The organism is Pseudomonas sp. RIT-PI-o (genome assembly GCF_001297215.1).
GTDB classification, from domain to species: Bacteria; Pseudomonadota; Gammaproteobacteria; order Pseudomonadales; family Pseudomonadaceae; genus Aquipseudomonas; species Aquipseudomonas moraviensis_A.
Genome location: NZ_LHPA01000033.1, coordinates 75944 through 92114 on the forward strand (window position 1 = coordinate 75944; position 16171 = coordinate 92114).

Annotated in this window: 15 protein-coding genes and 1 tRNA gene; 10 read left to right on the top strand and 6 right to left on the bottom strand. The window is 58.0% G+C overall.

Annotation, left to right across the window (positions count from 1 at the left end; translation table 11 throughout):
- Positions 1-92 precede the first annotated feature (92 nt).
- A complete protein-coding gene (locus AEQ63_RS20950; protein WP_064364617.1) occupies positions 93-914 on the bottom strand; it encodes a c-type cytochrome in 822 nt (273 codons plus the stop codon).
- Positions 915-1491: 577 nt separating this feature from the next.
- Between AEQ63_RS20950 and AEQ63_RS20955 the strand changes: the two genes are divergently transcribed.
- The 3 genes from AEQ63_RS20955 to AEQ63_RS20965 all read left to right on the top strand — a co-directional run bounded on the left by AEQ63_RS20955 (position 1492) and on the right by AEQ63_RS20965 (position 5687).
- A complete protein-coding gene (locus tag AEQ63_RS20955; protein ID WP_064364618.1) occupies positions 1492-2697 on the top strand; it encodes an acetyl-CoA C-acetyltransferase in 1206 nt (401 codons plus the stop codon).
- Between the two features lie 24 nt (positions 2698-2721).
- Positions 2722-4866, top strand: a complete 2145-nt coding sequence (locus AEQ63_RS20960; RefSeq protein ID WP_064364619.1) for a 3-hydroxyacyl-CoA dehydrogenase NAD-binding domain-containing protein — start codon at positions 2722-2724, stop codon at positions 4864-4866.
- A 92-nt stretch (positions 4867-4958) separates the two neighbouring features.
- Complete coding sequence (locus tag AEQ63_RS20965) at positions 4959-5687, top strand: amidotransferase (protein ID WP_064364620.1); 729 nt, start codon at positions 4959-4961, stop codon at positions 5685-5687.
- Between the two features lie 69 nt (positions 5688-5756).
- Here the strand turns inward: AEQ63_RS20965 and AEQ63_RS20970 are convergent, their stop codons facing one another.
- The 3 genes from AEQ63_RS20970 to AEQ63_RS20980 form a co-directional block, all read right to left on the bottom strand.
- Positions 5757-6728: a magnesium and cobalt transport protein CorA gene (locus AEQ63_RS20970; protein ID WP_064364621.1), complete on the bottom strand. Its 972-nt coding sequence runs from the start codon at positions 6726-6728 to the stop codon at positions 5757-5759.
- A gap of 133 nt (positions 6729-6861) precedes the next feature.
- Positions 6862-7584 (bottom strand): 1-acylglycerol-3-phosphate O-acyltransferase, encoded by a 723-nt coding sequence (locus AEQ63_RS20975; RefSeq protein ID WP_064364622.1) that lies wholly within the window; start codon positions 7582-7584, stop codon positions 6862-6864.
- Between the two features lie 220 nt (positions 7585-7804).
- Positions 7805-8494, bottom strand: coding sequence for a crotonase/enoyl-CoA hydratase family protein (locus AEQ63_RS20980; RefSeq protein ID WP_064364623.1), 690 nt, complete (start codon positions 8492-8494; stop codon positions 7805-7807).
- A 295-nt stretch (positions 8495-8789) separates the two neighbouring features.
- Here AEQ63_RS20980 and AEQ63_RS20985 point away from each other — a divergent pair.
- From AEQ63_RS20985 to AEQ63_RS28805, 7 genes are all read left to right on the top strand, one after another.
- Positions 8790-8879: transfer RNA gene (locus tag AEQ63_RS20985), tRNA-Ser, on the top strand.
- Between the two features lie 234 nt (positions 8880-9113).
- The gene (locus AEQ63_RS20990; protein WP_133247421.1) at positions 9114-10577 is read left to right on the top strand and encodes a hypothetical protein; all 1464 of its coding nucleotides are present in this window, start codon (positions 9114-9116) and stop codon (positions 10575-10577) included.
- A gap of 103 nt (positions 10578-10680) precedes the next feature.
- Positions 10681-11292 carry an adenylyl-sulfate kinase gene (gene cysC, locus AEQ63_RS20995; RefSeq protein ID WP_064364625.1) on the top strand — a complete coding sequence of 204 codons (612 nt, stop codon included), beginning with the start codon at positions 10681-10683 and terminating at the stop codon, positions 11290-11292.
- Between the two features lie 165 nt (positions 11293-11457).
- Complete coding sequence (locus tag AEQ63_RS29020) at positions 11458-11646, top strand: hypothetical protein (RefSeq protein ID WP_080902490.1); 189 nt, start codon at positions 11458-11460, stop codon at positions 11644-11646.
- 312 nt (positions 11647-11958) lie between these two features.
- Positions 11959-12330 (top strand): hypothetical protein, encoded by a 372-nt coding sequence (locus AEQ63_RS21000; RefSeq protein WP_042608470.1) that lies wholly within the window; start codon positions 11959-11961, stop codon positions 12328-12330.
- Between the two features lie 135 nt (positions 12331-12465).
- Positions 12466-12885: a YMGG-like glycine zipper-containing protein gene (locus AEQ63_RS21005; protein ID WP_042608469.1), complete on the top strand. Its 420-nt coding sequence runs from the start codon at positions 12466-12468 to the stop codon at positions 12883-12885.
- Between the two features lie 118 nt (positions 12886-13003).
- The gene (locus AEQ63_RS28805) at positions 13004-13171 is read left to right on the top strand and encodes a hypothetical protein (RefSeq protein ID WP_165839224.1); all 168 of its coding nucleotides are present in this window, start codon (positions 13004-13006) and stop codon (positions 13169-13171) included.
- Between the two features lie 89 nt (positions 13172-13260).
- On the opposite strand, the gene AEQ63_RS21015 is transcribed toward AEQ63_RS28805, so the two are convergent.
- Together AEQ63_RS21015 and AEQ63_RS21020 are read right to left on the bottom strand one after the other, a co-directional pair.
- Positions 13261-13686 (bottom strand): DUF6896 domain-containing protein, encoded by a 426-nt coding sequence (locus tag AEQ63_RS21015; protein WP_042608467.1) that lies wholly within the window; start codon positions 13684-13686, stop codon positions 13261-13263.
- Positions 13683-16171 (bottom strand): RHS repeat-associated core domain-containing protein (locus AEQ63_RS21020; RefSeq protein WP_161806097.1); only part of this gene is annotated, 2489 nt, incomplete at its 5' end. The genes AEQ63_RS21020 and AEQ63_RS21015, both read right to left, overlap by 4 nt.

Below are 16171 nucleotides of genomic sequence, written 5' to 3' on the forward strand. Positions count from 1 at the left end.
TGAGCCTGCTCGCGATGGCGGCGTGACAGTCACATCTGTATCGCCTGACACGCCGCCATCGCGAGCAGGCTCACTCCTACAAGGAATTGGTGTCAGGGCTTAATCTTGCGACCGGCCATGTGCCTGAGATAGCCCACCAGCATTTGCAGATCCCCGTCCGGCAACACTTGCGCCGAAAACCCCGGCATCTTCGCCTGCGGCCACTGGCGCAAACTCTGCGGATCGCGGATGTAGCGCTTCAGGAAGTCCGCACCAAAATACTCGGTCGGGCTGTACGGAATATTCAGATCCGGCCCGAACTGCGCATCACCGGCACCATTCAACCGGTGACACGCCAGGCAGTTTTTCTGAAACAAGGCAAAGCCCTGGTTCACCGGATCATCGGCCTTCAATGCCGGATCGGGCAGCAGGGCAGGGAAACGCTGGGCCACCGGCGCCATCAACTTGAGGCTGGCGACTTCGAACGGCCACTGCTCGGGACTGATCTTGCCGGCTTGCGGATCGGTCCAGACCAGATAGAAAGGCCCGGCGCTGTGCTTGCCGGCGGACAACGGTGGCCATGGCCGTGCCGGATCCTCGATTGCCAGCCATGCGCGTGCGCCGTTCTTGTTCAGCAAAGGCGCAGCGGCCAACTCGGCGGCAAAGCCGTCCAGCGCCACCGCTTGCAAGTGGTCCTCAGGTCTGACGCCCGTCAGCAACGCGGCCAGGGGCACGGCCTGATAGGTCATGTCTTTCTTGTAGGAAACATCATTGTTGATCGTGAGGGTTTGCAGCTGAGGATGCTTGAGCAGTTCCTCGGTCTGCCAGGTGCGGCTGTTTGCGCCCAACTGCAGATCCAGTTGTGCGGCAGACAACGGCAAGGTCAGCAGCAAGGCACTGAGCGCAATGAGCGTTTTCAAATGACCGCCTTCCATGTCGTGTAAGTGCGCAAAGGTTGGCACAACCACGCTGGCCCGGGTAGCGGGCCAGTCACATTTTCAGCGGCGATGTACAGCACGCGGCGCTTGAATCAGCCGATGACCTTGGTCAGATTCGGCAAGATCAACAACAGCGTCGTGGCGAAAAGAATGAGTCCTGCTTGACGTACTTTCGGTTGTTTGAACATGGCTTGACCGCCTTTATTGTTATTTCCTGAGGCGCGCCTGACTGCTGATCCATGACGGCACGCGTTGCACTTCCTGTTGGAGGACGCCCGTCTCGGCAAAACCCGACGACGATGGCGTACATGTTCACCTTAGGGCCCACGTCCGCGTTGGCTTAGATCCATTTCATATGGAGCGCTTAAAAAAAGCTTTAAAAAAGGCATGAGGCGTATTGCCAGCTTCTTTGCCGCCCGCTGGCTAGACAACTCGGCGACCTGAACCGGTTCACCTGAGGTCCGATGACCGTCCGTCTGAGCGCGTGCGTCAAGCGCGTCGAGCAATGTGGTCATTGCTTGCCGGACTGCGCAGAGCGAAAGTGCAATGACACTGAATCAGGTTCGAGGACGTCATGACTGAAGCTTTGATTTTCGATGCGTTACGCACCCCGCGTGGCAGAGGCAAGGCCGACGGCGCGCTGCACAGCGTCAAACCGGTCAATCTGGTGGCAGGTTTGCTGAGCGCCTTGCAGGCACGCACGGCGCTGGACACCAGTCAGGTCGATGATGTGGTCCTCGGCTGCGTCACGCCGATCGGCGATCAAGGTTCCGATATCGCCAAAACGGCGGTGCAAGTAGCCGATTGGGACGTCAGCGTCGCCGGTGTGCAGATCAACCGTTTCTGCGCTTCAGGTCTGGAAGCGGTGAATCTCGGCGCGATGAAAGTGCGTTCGGGTTTTGAAGATCTGGTGGTGGTCGGCGGCGTCGAGTCGATGTCGCGGGTGCCGATGGGTAGCGATGGTGGCGCCTGGGCATTGGACCCGCAGACCAACCTGCACAGCCACTTCACCCCGCAAGGCGTCGGCGCCGACCTGATCGCCACCCTCGAAGGCTTCAGCCGACAGGATGTCGATGCCTACGCGCTGCACTCGCAGCACAAAGCCGCACGGGCGCGAGCTGATGGCTCGTTCAACAAGTCGCTGGTGCCGGTGCAGGATCAGAACGGCATCATCCTGCTCGATCATGATGAGTTCATCCGCGCCGAATCGACCCTTGAAGGCCTGGGCAAGCTCAAGCCGAGTTTCGAAATGATCGGGCAGATGGGCTTCGACGCCACGGCGTTGCGGGTCTACAGCCATGTCGAGCGAATCAACCACGTGCACACGCCGGGCAACAGTTCCGGGATTGTCGACGGTGCGGCGCTGATGCTCATCGGCTCCGAAGCCAAGGGCCGTGCGCTAGGGCTGCAGCCACGGGCGCGCATCGTCGCCACCGCCGTCACCAGTACCGACCCGACGATCATGCTCACCGGCCCGGCGCCGGCAACCCGCAAAGCGCTGGCCAAGGCCGGACTGCGCGTGGAAGACATCGATCTGTGCGAGGTCAACGAAGCGTTTGCCTCGGTGGTGTTGAAGTTCATCAAGGACATGGCCGTCGACCCGGACAAGGTCAACGTCAACGGCGGCTCGATCGCCATGGGCCACCCGCTGGGCGCCACTGGATGCGCGATCCTCGGCACGCTGCTCGATGAACTGGAAGCGCGTCACCTGCGCTACGGCCTGGCGACACTCTGCGTCGGCGGCGGCATGGGCATTGCCACCATCATCGAACGCCTCTGAGCCCCGACTTCAAGGAACCCTGTTATGAGCGAAGCGATTCGTTACGAAAAAGGCCAGGACGGTATCGTCGTGCTGACCATGGACATGCCGGGCCAGAGTGCCAATACCATGAACGCAGTGTATCGCGAGGCCATGGCCGCTTGCGTTGCGCGTTTGTCAGCGGAAAAAGACAGCGTTGCCGGGGTGATCATCACTTCAGCGAAGAAAACCTTCTTTGCTGGCGGCGACCTCAATGAATTGATCAAGGTCGGCAAGCCCGAAGCCAAAGCCTTCCATGACATGGTGCTGACCCTCAAGGCGCAGTTGCGCAGCCTTGAGACCCTCGGCAAACCGGTGGTTGCGGCGATCAACGGCGCTGCGCTGGGCGGCGGCTGGGAAATCTGCCTGGCCTGCCATCACCGCATCGCTGTGGATGATGCGTCGGTGCAACTCGGTCTGCCGGAAGTGACGCTGGGCCTGTTGCCGGGCGGCGGCGGGGTGGTGCGCATGGTGCGCATGCTCGGCATCGAAAAAGCCCTGCCGTATTTGCTCGAAGGCAAGAAGGTGCGCCCGCAACAGGCGTTGCAGGCCGGGCTGATTGATGAGCTGGCGGCGGATCGCGATGAGCTGCTGGCCAAGGCGCGCGCCTGGATTGTCGCTAATCCGAGCGCGGTACAACGCTGGGACGTCAAGGGTTACCAGATTCCGGGCGGCACGCCGTCCAGTCCAAAAGTGGCGCAGATGCTGGCGATTGCGCCGTCGATTCTGCGCGCGAAGACTCAAGGCACGCTGCCAGCGCCGGAGAAGATTCTCTGCGCGGCGGTGGAGGGTGCTCAGGTCGATTTCGACACGGCGCACCTGATCGAAACCCGCTACTTCACAGAACTGACGACCGGGCAGATCTCGAAAAACCTGATCGGCACGTTCTGGTTCCAGTTGAACGAGATCAACGCCGGCGGTTCAAGACCGCAAGGTTTTGCGCTTTATAAAACCAAGAAAGTGGGTGTGCTCGGCGCTGGCATGATGGGCGCGGGCATCGCGTTTGTCAGCGCCTCGGCAGGTATCGACGTCGTCCTCAAGGACATCAACCTCGCCGCTGCCGAGAAGGGCAAGGCGCATTCCGCGGCGCTGCTGGATAAAAAAGTTACCCGTGGCCAGATGACTGTCGAACAGCGCGAGGCAGTACTGGCGCGGATCGTTGCGAGCGAAATCGATGCCGATCTGGCCGGTTGCGATCTGATCATCGAAGCGGTATTCGAAGATCGCGAACTCAAAGCCAAGGTGTCTGCCGCCGCGCAACAGGTGGTGGGTGGCGAAGCAGTGATCGCTTCCAATACGTCCACTCTGCCGATCACCGGCCTGGCGACGGCCGTGCCCGATCAAAGCAAATTCATCGGCCTGCATTTCTTCAGTCCAGTGGAAAAAATGCCGCTGGTGGAAATCATCAAGGGCGCGCAGACCAGCGACGAAACCCTCGCCCGCGGTTTCGATTTCGTCCTGCAAATCAAGAAAACTCCGATCGTGGTCAACGACAGCCGTGGCTTCTTTACTTCGCGAGTGTTCGGCACGTTCACCAACGAAGGCATTGCCATGCTCGGCGAAGGCGTCAGTGCGCCGATGATCGAGACTGAAGCGCGCAAGGCCGGGATGCCGGTCGGGCCTCTGGCGATCTCCGACGAAGTTTCCCTCAGCCTGATGAGCCATATCCGGCAGCAGACGGCCAAGGACTTGCAGGCTGAAGGGAAACCGCTGATTGAGCACCCGGCCTTCGCCGTGATTGACTTGATGCTCAATGAATTCAAGCGACCAGGCAAAGCCGCCGGAGGCGGGTTTTATGAATATCCAGCGGCTGCCCAGAAGCATCTTTGGCCGGAGCTGAAAACGCGTTTCGAGAAAGTCGACGGACAGATTCCAGCAAAGGATGTGCGCGATCGTCTGTTGTTTGTGCAGGCCATCGAAACCGTGCGCTGTGTGGAGGAGGGCGTGCTGACCTCGACGGCGGATGCCAACGTCGGGTCGATCTTCGGCATCGGTTTCGCTGCGTGGACCGGCGGTGCGCTGCAGTTCATCAACCAGTATGGCCTGAAGGATTTTGTCGCGCGTGCGCAGTATCTGACCGAGCAATATGGCGAGCGTTTTACGCCGCCAGCGCTGCTACTGGACAAAGCCGCGAAAGGTGAAATGTTCTAGGGCTGGCGAACATGTCGGGGCTTGCCTTGGTCGGGTGTTTCAAGGCAGGCTCTGGGGTGTTCATTATTCCCATCACGTGTCAGGTATTTTTTATGTCGCTGCGCATCTGCATTCTCGAGACCGACATCTTGCGGCCTGAGCTGATCGATCAGTATCAGGGCTATGGGCAAATGTTTCAGCGCCTGTTTTCGCAACAACCGATCGCCGCTGATTTCACTGTCTATAACGTGGTGAATGGCGAATACCCAAGCGACGAGCAGACGTTCGATGCGTATCTGGTCACCGGCAGCAAGGCCGATTCGTTCGGCACTGATCCGTGGATTCAGACCCTCAAGACTTATCTTCTGAATCGCTACGAACGCGGCGACAAACTGCTCGGCGTGTGCTTCGGCCATCAATTGCTGGCGCTGCTGCTTGGCGGAAAGAGCGAGCGCGCATCCCAGGGTTGGGGCGTCGGTACCCACAACTACAAGCTGGCGGCCAAGGCGCCGTGGATGAGCCCGGTGCGCGAAGAGCTGACACTGTTGATCAGCCATCAGGATCAGGTGACCGAGCTACCGGAAAATGCAACGGTGATCGCCTCCAGCGATTTCTGCCCGTTCGCGGCTTATCACATCAACGATCAAGTGCTGTGCTTCCAGGGCCATCCGGAATTCATTCACGATTACTCGCGCGCGCTGCTCGATCTGCGCCAGGAAGCGCTGGGTTCGCAGATTTACAGCAAAGGCGTGGCCAGCCTCGAGCAGGAGCATCATGGCGCTACGGTTGCGGAGTGGATGATGCGGTTCGTCGCGCACAAGCCGGAAGCGGCTCAACGCTGAAAGGGCCTGCTCCCACAATCCCTGTGGGAGCGAGCCTGCTCGCGAATCGCCGGGGCGACGCGGTCCCGGCTACAACCACCCCGACCGTTTGAAACTCGCCCACAAACTCACACACCCCACCGTAATAAACCCCAGCACCGCAAAATAACCGTAATGCCAAGTCAACTCCGGCATGTTCTGGAAGTTCATCCCGTAAATTCCCGCCACAGCGGTGGGGAACGCCAGAATCGCCGCCCACGCCGCGAACTTGCGCTGCACCACGCTTTGCCGCGATGCCTCGAGCAACACACCAATCTCGATGGTCTGGCTGGCAATGTCCGCCAGCGTGCTCAGGTCTTCCATCTGTCGCGTCACGTGGATCTGCACATCGCGAAAGTACGGGCGCATGTTCTTGTCGATGAATGGAAAGCTTAGCTTTTGCAGCTCTTCGCCGATTTCTACCATCGGCGCCGCATACCGACGCAAGCGCACCACGTCACGGCGCAAACCGTGGAGCTTCTGGATGTCACGCTCGTTGAGGGCACTGCACAGCACGTTGCGCTCCAGCTCATCGATCTCCGCGTGGATCGCTTCGCCCACCGGCTGATAGTTCTCGATGACGAAATCGAGCAGCGCATACAGGACGAAATCCTCGCCATGCTCCAGCAACAGTGGACGCGCCTCACAGCGTTGACGCACCTGGGCGTAGGACGCCGAGTGGCCGTTGCGCGCGGTGATGATGTAGCCCTTGCCGGCGAAGATATGCGTTTCGATGAACTGCAAAACGCCGTGTTCACGAACGGGGGAGTAGGTGACGATAAACAGAGCGTCACCAAAGGTTTCCAGTTTTGGCCGGCTGTGTTTTTCCAGCGCATCTTCGATGGCCAGCTCGTGCAGATTGAACTGGCGTTGCAGGTTGGATAATTCCTGCGCGTCCGGTTCTTCCAGACCGATCCAGACGAAGTGGCCCGGCTTGGCCGCCCAGGCCGCGCCTTCATCAAGCGTGATATTGGTGACTTTCTTGCCTTCGCTGTACACCGCAGCAGCAACAACTCGACCCATGGTGGTGATTCACTTCTTCTTGGCAGATGGCAGGGGAACAAGGCTTCAGCTTAGCCGTGTCGCTGTTTGAGAGTCAGTGAAACTTCTACAGTTCAGCCGGCAAAAGAAAACCCGCACAGGGCGGGTTTGTTTTTCACGCGGCTCGCAGTTGCCGATCCATGGATTCGATACATTCGCGCATCTGTTCGCGGCATCGCTCGATGAGCATGGGCATGTCATCCATGGTCAATCCGACCGTAGGAATCGCCGGCAGCGAACGTATGAGAACGTTGCCGCTGCGCCAGCGATTCAGACGCATGTGCTTGACGTAACTGCTCACGCACACCGGAACGATCGGCACTCCGGCGGCAATCGCCATCTGGAACGCGCCTTTCTTGAACGGCAACAAATCTTCGCCGAGGTTGCGGGTGCCTTCCGGGAATACCCAGATCGAGGTGTCTTCATTCTGCAGGGTGTGAGTGGTCGTCAGCATCGACTGCCGCGCCTTGTGCGCATTGCCACGGTCGATCAACACATTGCCGGCGAGCCAGAACAACTGGCCGAACAACGGCACCCACTTCAGGCTTTTCTTGCCGATACACACGGTGCGGCGCGGGACGACGTTGCCGAACACGAACAGATCGTAATTGGACTGGTGGTTAGCGATGATCACGCAGCTGTCAGGCTTGTTGATCAACCCGTTGACCTCAGACTTGACCCGCAAACGCAGGATACACATCGCTGGCAACGCGTAGAGGCGGGCGCAGAGTCGGCTGTTGTCCGGATTGAAGGGGCGGCACAGGCCAAGGATCACGCCCAGCACGCCGGCCAGAATAAAGTGCAGGCCCATCAACAACATACGAAACACGAACAGCATTTTTGCAGGCCCACCGGGACAAAAGGTGGCGCAGTGTACGGATGTGCACTGTTTTCGGCAATTGCCCCTATAGAGTCCGGAGATGGCCGATGTTTAAGCGCATGTTTCAGCGCTGCCTGTCAGGTGCATCCTAGAGCTGTCAGGGAATCATCAACACCGAACGTAAGAAAAAGCCCGACGCGAGGGTCGGGCTGTTCTCAACGGTCAAATCCTTCAGGAATCAGCCCAGATGTTGCTGATCCTGCAGGATGGCATCGTCGAGGGTTTCCAGCAGTTGTTTGCGCACTTTCAGCTTGGTGTTCTTGTGCGCGAGCATATTGATTTGCTTCAACTGACGCGCGGCAGCCAGGGCGGAGCCCTGCAATTCTTCTGCAGTGACGACCTTGTCGAGGAAACCTGCATCAACGGCACTTTTCGGATCGAACATTTCGCCATTGATCACTGAGCGATGGAAAGCCGAACGCCGCAAGCGATCACGCGCCAGCTCGATACCGGCATGGTGCATGGTCATACCGATCTGCACTTCGTTCAGACCGATGCTGAACGGGCCATCGACACCGATGCGGTAATCGGCGGATAACAGCAGGAATGCGCCCTTTGCCACGGCGTGTCCCGGACAGGCAACGATCACCGGAAACGGGTGAGAGAGCAGGCGACGGGCCAGCGTCGAACCGGCGGTCACCAGCGCAACGGCCTCTTTCGGGCCGGCCGTCATCACCTTCAGGTCATAACCTCCCGAGAGAATCCCCGGCTGGCCGGTAATGATCACCACAGCCCGATCCGCGACCGCTTGATCCAGTGCCGCGTTAAATGCCGCAATCACATCGGGGGAAATGGCGTTGACCTTGCCATTGTTCAGGGTCAGGGTCGCGATACCGTCTTCGAGGTGGTAGGCAATCAACTCGCTCATGACGCTATTCCTTATTAGAAAGAAGGGCAGACGTTACCCACCGCCGCAGGCCAGGTAAAGCGCCGTGACTGACCTGCCAGTCACCGTTTTGCGCTTCAGCCAGCGCTGCGCGCCTCTTGCCTTCCATAAAGGAAGCACGTCGGTTACCCGAGATTGGCGAGTTTGCCATCCTCCGCCTGGCCCAGTGCAGTCCGCTCTCTTAAGCGCATGAAAATTCTGAAAAAAAGTTTGCCATCGGAAAAGCTTTCGACTACATTAGCGCGCCTCGACAGACAGAACATGTCTGCAGAGATACGGTGAAGTGTCCGAGTGGCTTAAGGAGCACGCCTGGAAAGTGTGTATACAGGAAACTGTATCGAGAGTTCGAATCTCTCCTTCACCGCCAAATTGAATAGCAAAAAACCCGACTTCGAAAGAAGTCGGGTTTTTTGTTTTCTGCGTGTTCGAAAATTGCTCGGGCATCATCTGCTGCGCGTCGATCGGCTCCGCGCGGGGGCCGGAATCCGGTTTTGTTGGCGTTGAACTATTGTACTGACCAGTTAGAATGGCCGCACTCATGGCTCTGCGTCACTCGCTGCATCAAAAAGGGTCGAGATTTACATTTCTGAGGTAGAGAGTAGTGGAACCGCTATTTGCAGTCGTTGCGACCACAGGATATTTGCTCCTCGTCGAGGTGCATTCCAGAAAAGTTATCCCGCTCGAGAACGAACGCACTGAATATTACGGCGTTTCATGGTTTCCGGGCGGCAAGGATTTTGTGCTCAGCCATTCTGGGCTGGATAACGTAAAGCTGAAGGATATCCAGACCTACGCTACCTCTGAAGTGGGATTTCTTTCGCACGGTAGTTTCCATTCCGAAACCTTCCTCTCGGAACCACACCAGTTGCTCTGCGCATCTGACGGTCGCGTGGTGTGTACCAACACCGGACGTAACGCGATCACTGTGGTCGACCTGGAAAAGCCCGGGCATTTTCAGGAAAAGCGGCTGAGCAACGTTCGCTGGGATCGTCTTTCACTGGATGAAATCACCGGCGATCATCTGAATTCCGTATTCGAAAAAGATGGTCATCTTTATGTCATCGCTCACGGCCACCATAACGGTTCGTTAATGGCAGTACTGACTTATCCGGCGTTGGAGCTGGTCAGTGTCAAGCCCATTGAGCGACGTACGGGCCTGCACAATGTGTGGGTATCGGACGAGGGGCAGAAAATTGCCTGCCACAGCAATATCGGTGCGCTGATCGATCTGGAAAGCAATGAAGTTCTCTGGGAGTCAGGGAGTCCAATCTATACGCGAGGCCTGGCGGTCTCGTCCGACATCATGTTGGTGGGAGAAAGCCAGATGACCGGACGTGATTTGCGCCGCAGTTCCATGAGCGGTTTATGGGTTCTGGAACGGGGCACCTATAAAGCACTGGACTACATTTGCCTTGGTCCTTACGGCGCCGTCAACGAAGTCCGCCTGTTGAACGTAAAAGACTATGCACACCACGGTCATACTTTTCCGTTTGTATCGGAGTTGTTCGAGCGAAGTCTGTTCAACCGTAAGTCTGAAGAGCGTCTGGCTGCTTGCCAGCGTTCGAAAAACATTCAGCAGGAATGGGCGGGCGTCGAACTCGTCTATGGCGTGCCGAAGACACTTGAAGACGGCGGCAAAGAGGCCATCCTCGGTAACCTGTGTCTGATCAAGAAGATTGAAGACGTTTCGCAAGCACAACGTAGCCTGGCGTTCAGTTATTCGTTGGACACGCCATCTACCGATTCCCACGTTGCGGTGGTGACTTATCAGGGCAGTGGCGGTGACACGGATATGAACGCACTGCTGATACAGCCTATCAATGATGTCGAGGCCGGACTGGTACTTTGGACAAATGATGGCGCGCACTGGAATCCCGAGCCCGACGTGCAGATCACGGGACTTCCTCATAGCGGGGACATTCGCGTGGTAGCGAGTGAAGCAGGGCTGGAATTTTATCTGAATGACGAATGGCGTCTAACGGTAGACGCAGCCAGGCTGCCTTTTCTCGAGGGGTCATTGGGTATTCGCTGGATCGGTTCGACTGTCAGCCGGTTTATCGAATAACGGTCGATCATGATGTCTGGCCCGATCCATGGCTTTTGAGCGGCGAGTTGCCGCTGAAGACTAACGTGTTTGAACTCAGACTCTACGCGAGATGAGGATGCGTATGACAAGCGAAAAAAACAGCGTGCCTGAGAATGTCGTTTTGCACCCCACTCAAGTTGCTCCCAGTGATCGAGAGCGTGTCGTGGCGCAGAAGCCTTTTACCATTTGGTTTACCGGATTGAGTGGTTCAGGCAAATCGACGCTGGCGTTCGCTATTGAAAAAATGCTGATTGAAAGTGGCAAGCCTGCCTTCGTGCTGGATGGCGATAACGTTCGCCACGGACTTTGCAGCGACTTGGGTTTCAGTGCTGAGGATCGCTCCGAAAATATTCGCCGTATCGCTGAAGTAGCGCGTCTGATGAATGACGCGGGTATCACCGTGATGGTGGCATGTATCTCTCCGACCAGAGTGAGCCGTGGAAAAGCCCGATCCATCATTGGCGACGAGCGTTTTCTCGAGGTCTATCTGAATACGCCACTCGATGTATGTGAGCGGCTGGATCCGAAGGGGCTTTATCGCAAGGCCCGCGCTGGTCTGATCCCAGAGTTTACGGGGATCAGCGCACCCTACGAGGTGCCTGAATCTCCCGCATTGGTTCTCGATGCAAGCCAAATTTCAGTCTCGGCCTGCGTAGAGGAAATCGTCTCCAAAGCCAACGGTCTTGAGCGATAGGGCTCCAATTGTGTCACTGGGATGGGATCTTCCGCTCGTCGGAGATCATGCTTTGTGTACGGCTAGTCCCGGAATGACCGGCTAGTCTCAAAATCCTCGGAGGTCGATATTTTTTCAGGCAAAACAGTTTTGCCGGTATCGGCCCGGTTCCGCAGGGGAGAGGCTATGACAGGTCCGTATATCGAAGACGATGGCGCTGAGTTTTCATTCAACAACTGTGTGCGCTGCGGTCAGACGGAGTATCAGTCGGGTTTTGGCGAAGACCCGGTGAGCATCGGGAGAATCAAGTCCACAGCCCCTAAAGGGCCAAAAGCGAAATTCCTGCCCAAGGTCTCGGCAAGGGCGAGAAAGTGATTTCATCCCGTACCCCGTCACTGAACGGGGTTTTTTATGGGCGCAGGATTGCCTGCTGGAAATGCCTGCGGGGCGTTGACATTAATGTCGGTTTTTTTTCACAAACTTTTCACGTTGGTCAACGTAGGGTGAAGCCATCCGTTAGAAAGCAAGTCTCCAGCCCGTCTCCCCAGCGGGCTTTTTTTTGCCCGGCATAAAACCTTTTCCTTGATCGCGGTCCAATCGACGCTGTTGCCCGCGTCTGGACTTTCCTGCGCCGAGCGCATTAAATCCCGCTCCTTCTCGTCATCCCGTTTATTTGAGGTTTTCGTCATGCGTTTAACACTGCCTGCACTGGTTCTTGGCCTTCTGGTTGCTCAAGGTGCGATCGCTGCCGGTGATGGCACCGCTGCGCTGGGCGGTGGCCTGGGTGGCGCGCTGGGCAACGTGGTCGGTCAGAAAATGGGCGGCAGCACCGGCGCCGTCATTGGTGCTGGCGTCGCGGGCGCAGCGGGCAGCGCAGTAGCAGCGCGCAAAGGTAGCCGCACCAAGGCAGCGATCGGCGGCGGAGTCGGTGCAGCCGGTGGTTCGGTGATCGGCAACAGCCTGGGCGGCCGCAACGGCGCCACCATCGGCGCGGGCCTGGGCGGTGCAGCCGGCGGTGCCGTCGGCAGCAACCTGGGCAAAGGTCACAAGCGCCACTGAAACTGATCGCGTGTCACAAGAAGCCCGACTCGATGTCGGGCTTTTTCATGGCTGAACGTTTCGTCCGAAATCATCTCCAATCTGCATACGCCCCGCTTGGGCGGACTGTCCCGATTCGGGAACTGCGAGGTTCATATGCGATTGTCATTATCTGCACTGTTTTTCGGCTTGGTCGTGGCGCAGGGCGCGATGGCGGCCGGAGATGGCACCGCTGCCGTAGGCGGTGGTCTCGGCGGTGCGCTGGGTAATGTGGTTGGCGGACAACTCGGCGGCAGCACGGGCGCCGCGGTCGGCGCGGGTGTCGGCGGCGCGGCCGGCAGTGCCGTCGGCGCGAACAAACGCAACCGCACCGAAGCCGCAATTGGTGGCGGTCTTGGCGCAGCAGGCGGTTCGGTCGTCGGCAATAGCCTCGGCGGCTCCACCGGTTCCGCTATCGGCGCGGGCCTGGGCGGCGCAGCGGGCGGGGCGGTGGGGAACAATCTGGGTGGCGATGACGATGGACATCATTCCGGCGGTCACAAGCACAAGAACAAACACAAAAATAAACATCGCTGATTGATCAACGAAAACCCGGCCTGGTGCCGGGTTTTTCGTGTCTGGCCGTCAGGAAGAGGAACGATTGGGGATAGGGCGTCTCGAACGTCATACATTCCATGCGATCAAGAGGTTCGCCATGACTCCTGAAACTGAAGGCAAAGAAGAGAAGGGCCCGAATGGGCTGCCGTTTATCAATGATCCAGGCAGTGAAGATCCTGGATCGGTGACGGATGATGCGACGGTACCGTTGAATGATGCGGATGAGGCGGATATGGAGTATGAGGAGGATGGGGATGAGCAGTAATCTACTCTTAGATTGAATTCCAGGGCCTATAATTTTAGGCCCTTTAAGTATATTCGGAATTTCAGGAGTGTAATTTCACTAGGTGTTGCTCAGCAATGAGGATCACCTGTGAGGACATAAAGGCTGTCAGATGTCGACATTTTTTCAATCTTCTTTGACACAATCAATTCGTCAAATTCTTCTTCGAGTATTTTCTTGTCGCAAAATTTTTTATACGTAAGTGGTCTGTCCAACGCATAGATGTAGAGCCGCCATACATCAAATCCGTCAGTTCTACTGTTGAGCCCATAGTCGAAATTCACTGATTCAGTAGCGAAGTGAACAATGCAGCCAACTCCATGGAGTTCATACTGAGTTTCGCTAGTTATGTCGCCACAACGTTGTATTTGGTTGCTGCGCCAAAGCCTGAGAATATTTCTCGTACCAAACTTTTTCTCGAGTAGCACTGTCGCATTCTCAACCTTGGCGAGAAAGTCGTTAATGAGATCTACAATGTCGTTGCGCTGTTTGTTCATCTTCTTCTGCGGTGCTCCAGTCTGTCATTGCCAACGTTATCGGCTGATTCTAGTACTTCCTCAATAGTGTTTAAGGTGCCGTGATGGTCTCGTATGTTGGTTATCAGCTGTATTGTAACTTCCGTAGAGGTTTGCCGTGCGGCAGAAGCTCGATGATGGCCGTCCAGAATGTAATGCGTGCCATTGTGTTCAGCAACATCTATGGGGTGATCGCTATTAAATCCATTGCTTCGCATGTCATCTCTCATTAGCTCGACTAGTTTGGTGGAGGTTTTGCCCATAAGCGCATGTGTTCGTTTCAGTGTTTTGGGGTCTACGCCATGAGTTAAGCGTGGTAATTGGGGCTCCCCCTCATCAACCTTAACCCCATCACTCGCCCCCGGCACCTCACACCCAGGCTTATTCGGTGGCGGGCAATTCGAGGTCAACCCCAACGGATCCACCCACCCCGTCGGATTCGGCACGTACTGGTACTGATTCAACCCGCCCGCGAGCTTCACCGGATCCGGCGTCAGGTACCGCCCCAACCTCGGGTCGTAATACCGATGGCGGTTGTAATGCAGGCCGCTTTCAACATCGAAGTACTGCCCCTGAAAACGCAGCGGCTGGTCGAGGTAGTCTTCGCCGGCGAGGGTGACGGCGGCGACTTTGCCGTAGGCGTCGTATTGCGCGGACCAGACGATTTCGCCGCTGTAGTCGGTGAGTTCCTGCGGGGTGCCGAGGTGGTCGAGTTGGTAGTAGAACGGGCAGGCTTTTTTCGGGCCTTTGCCGTCGAGCATCGCCAACGGGCGGAAGGTGCCGGGTTCGTAGAGGAAGCTGCGGTATTGCGTGGCGCTGCTTTCGGCGACGAGGTGTTCGCCTTGCCAGAAGAATTCGGTGACGGCGCCGTCGATTGTTTTGCGGATGCGGCGACCGAAGGCGTCGTATTGATAAGTGGCGGTCTGGCCGTCGGGGCGGGGCAGGGCGATCAGGCGGGGCTGGCAGGCGTAGCGGTATTCGGTGACCAGGGTCTGGCCGTGGCCTCGGCGTTCGCGGATCAGGTTGCCGAAGGCGTCGTAGTCGTAATGGCGGTCGCCCTGCATCAGCAGGCGGGTGCCCTTGTTCTGCGCAGGGCCGGGGCGGTCCTGCATCAGCAGGTTGCCCGCCGGGTCGTGGGCGAAGGATTCGGGCAGTTCGTCGCGCGAGTGACGTACGCGGATCAACCGGTCGAGGGCGTCGTAGCCGTAGGTACGCTGGCCGTGGCGGCTGTCGGCAATGTGCTCGAGATTGCCGTTGGCGCTGTAGGCATAATCGCGGCGGTACAGCGAGGCGTGGCGATGGCCTACAGCATGGGCAAGCAAGCGGCCCTGATCGTCGTATGAGTATTCGCTGAGCAGCAAGCCTTGCTGGCGTTGCTGTTCGCGACCGGACTGGTAGACGTGGCGCGTGAGCGGCGTGCCGTTAAGGTCGATGGCGCTCAGCGCACCGCCCTTAGCGTAGTGATAATCGAGCTTGCTGTTGTCCGGCAGGCGCAGGCGTTTGAGCTGACCGCAGGCGTCATAGGCGTAGCGCAAGGTGCCCCAGCCCTGATGCTCGGTGATCAGCCGGTCCTGACGGTCGTACTCGAAGGCCAGCGGATGGTTTTGCCCGTCATCAACGGCAACCAAGCGCCCGAGGCGGTCGTAGTCATAACGCACCTTGATCCCGTCGGGCAGGGTTTTGACGAGCAAACGTCCGGCCTTGTCGCGCTGGTAGTGGGTGATCAGCGATAAACCCTGCTCGCCGAACTCGGTCTTCTCCAGCAGATGGCCATTGAGGTCGTAGGCGTACGCGGTACGCCGCCCATCAAAACCGGTCTCCTGTCGGATCAATCCGGTCGGCGTGTAATCCAGGCGGTATTTTTCCCCCGACTCGTTTTCGATCTCGGTCAGCAGCAACCGCGCATGGTCATAGCGGTACTGCACGCGGGTGCCGTCGGGGTTGATGCGCCGCGAGACCAGGTGCAGGTCGTCGTCATATTCGTAGCGGGTGATGCGCCCGAGTTCGTCGCGTTCGGCGGTGATCTGGCCGTAGGCACCGTAGCTGTAGGCCCGCGTGCTGCCCGTAGGAGAAGTCGTCAGGATCAGTCGGCCGGCCGCGTCCCACTGCTGACGGCTGACGACACCAAATTCGTCCTGGGTGGTAATCCGCCGGCCCAGCGCATCGTAGGAAAAGCGCCGCACGCCGCCGTCCGGCAGGGTTTCCTCGATGAGCTGGCCAAGTTCGTTCCACACCCAGCGATGGCGGCTGCTGTCCGGATAGCGCAGCGACAACAACTGGCCGCGCAGGTTGTAGTAGTAATGGGTGACCTGGCCGTCGGGATCGACCGCTTCGGTGACTGCACCTTCGGCGTTGCGCCGATAGATCCACACCGCGTCGCCTCGGCAACGCTTGTAGAGAAAACCGTTGCGGTACTCGTAGGACGTTGGCGCCTCGTCCGGCGGAATCAGCGCGATCAGCCGTCCGA

Excerpts from the sequence above, each read along its gene's own strand:
- AEQ63_RS20950 (WP_064364617.1), bottom strand. The coding sequence starts at position 914 with ATGGAAGGCGGTCATTTGAAAACGCTCATTGCGCTCAGTGCCTTGCTG.
- AEQ63_RS20955 (WP_064364618.1), top strand. The coding sequence starts at position 1,492 with ATGACTGAAGCTTTGATTTTCGATGCGTTACGCACCCCGCGTGGCAGA.
- AEQ63_RS20960 (WP_064364619.1), top strand. The coding sequence starts at position 2,722 with ATGAGCGAAGCGATTCGTTACGAAAAAGGCCAGGACGGTATCGTCGTG.
- AEQ63_RS20965 (WP_064364620.1), top strand. The coding sequence starts at position 4,959 with ATGTCGCTGCGCATCTGCATTCTCGAGACCGACATCTTGCGGCCTGAG.
- AEQ63_RS20970 (WP_064364621.1), bottom strand. The coding sequence starts at position 6,728 with ATGGGTCGAGTTGTTGCTGCTGCGGTGTACAGCGAAGGCAAGAAAGTC.
- AEQ63_RS20975 (WP_064364622.1), bottom strand. The coding sequence starts at position 7,584 with ATGCTGTTCGTGTTTCGTATGTTGTTGATGGGCCTGCACTTTATTCTG.
- AEQ63_RS20980 (WP_064364623.1), bottom strand. The coding sequence starts at position 8,494 with ATGAGCGAGTTGATTGCCTACCACCTCGAAGACGGTATCGCGACCCTG.
- cysC (WP_064364625.1), top strand. The coding sequence starts at position 10,681 with ATGACAAGCGAAAAAAACAGCGTGCCTGAGAATGTCGTTTTGCACCCC.
- AEQ63_RS29020 (WP_080902490.1), top strand. The coding sequence starts at position 11,458 with ATGACAGGTCCGTATATCGAAGACGATGGCGCTGAGTTTTCATTCAAC.
- AEQ63_RS21000 (WP_042608470.1), top strand. The coding sequence starts at position 11,959 with ATGCGTTTAACACTGCCTGCACTGGTTCTTGGCCTTCTGGTTGCTCAA.
- AEQ63_RS21005 (WP_042608469.1), top strand. The coding sequence starts at position 12,466 with ATGCGATTGTCATTATCTGCACTGTTTTTCGGCTTGGTCGTGGCGCAG.
- AEQ63_RS28805 (WP_165839224.1), top strand. The coding sequence starts at position 13,004 with ATGACTCCTGAAACTGAAGGCAAAGAAGAGAAGGGCCCGAATGGGCTG.
- AEQ63_RS21015 (WP_042608467.1), bottom strand. The coding sequence starts at position 13,686 with ATGAACAAACAGCGCAACGACATTGTAGATCTCATTAACGACTTTCTC.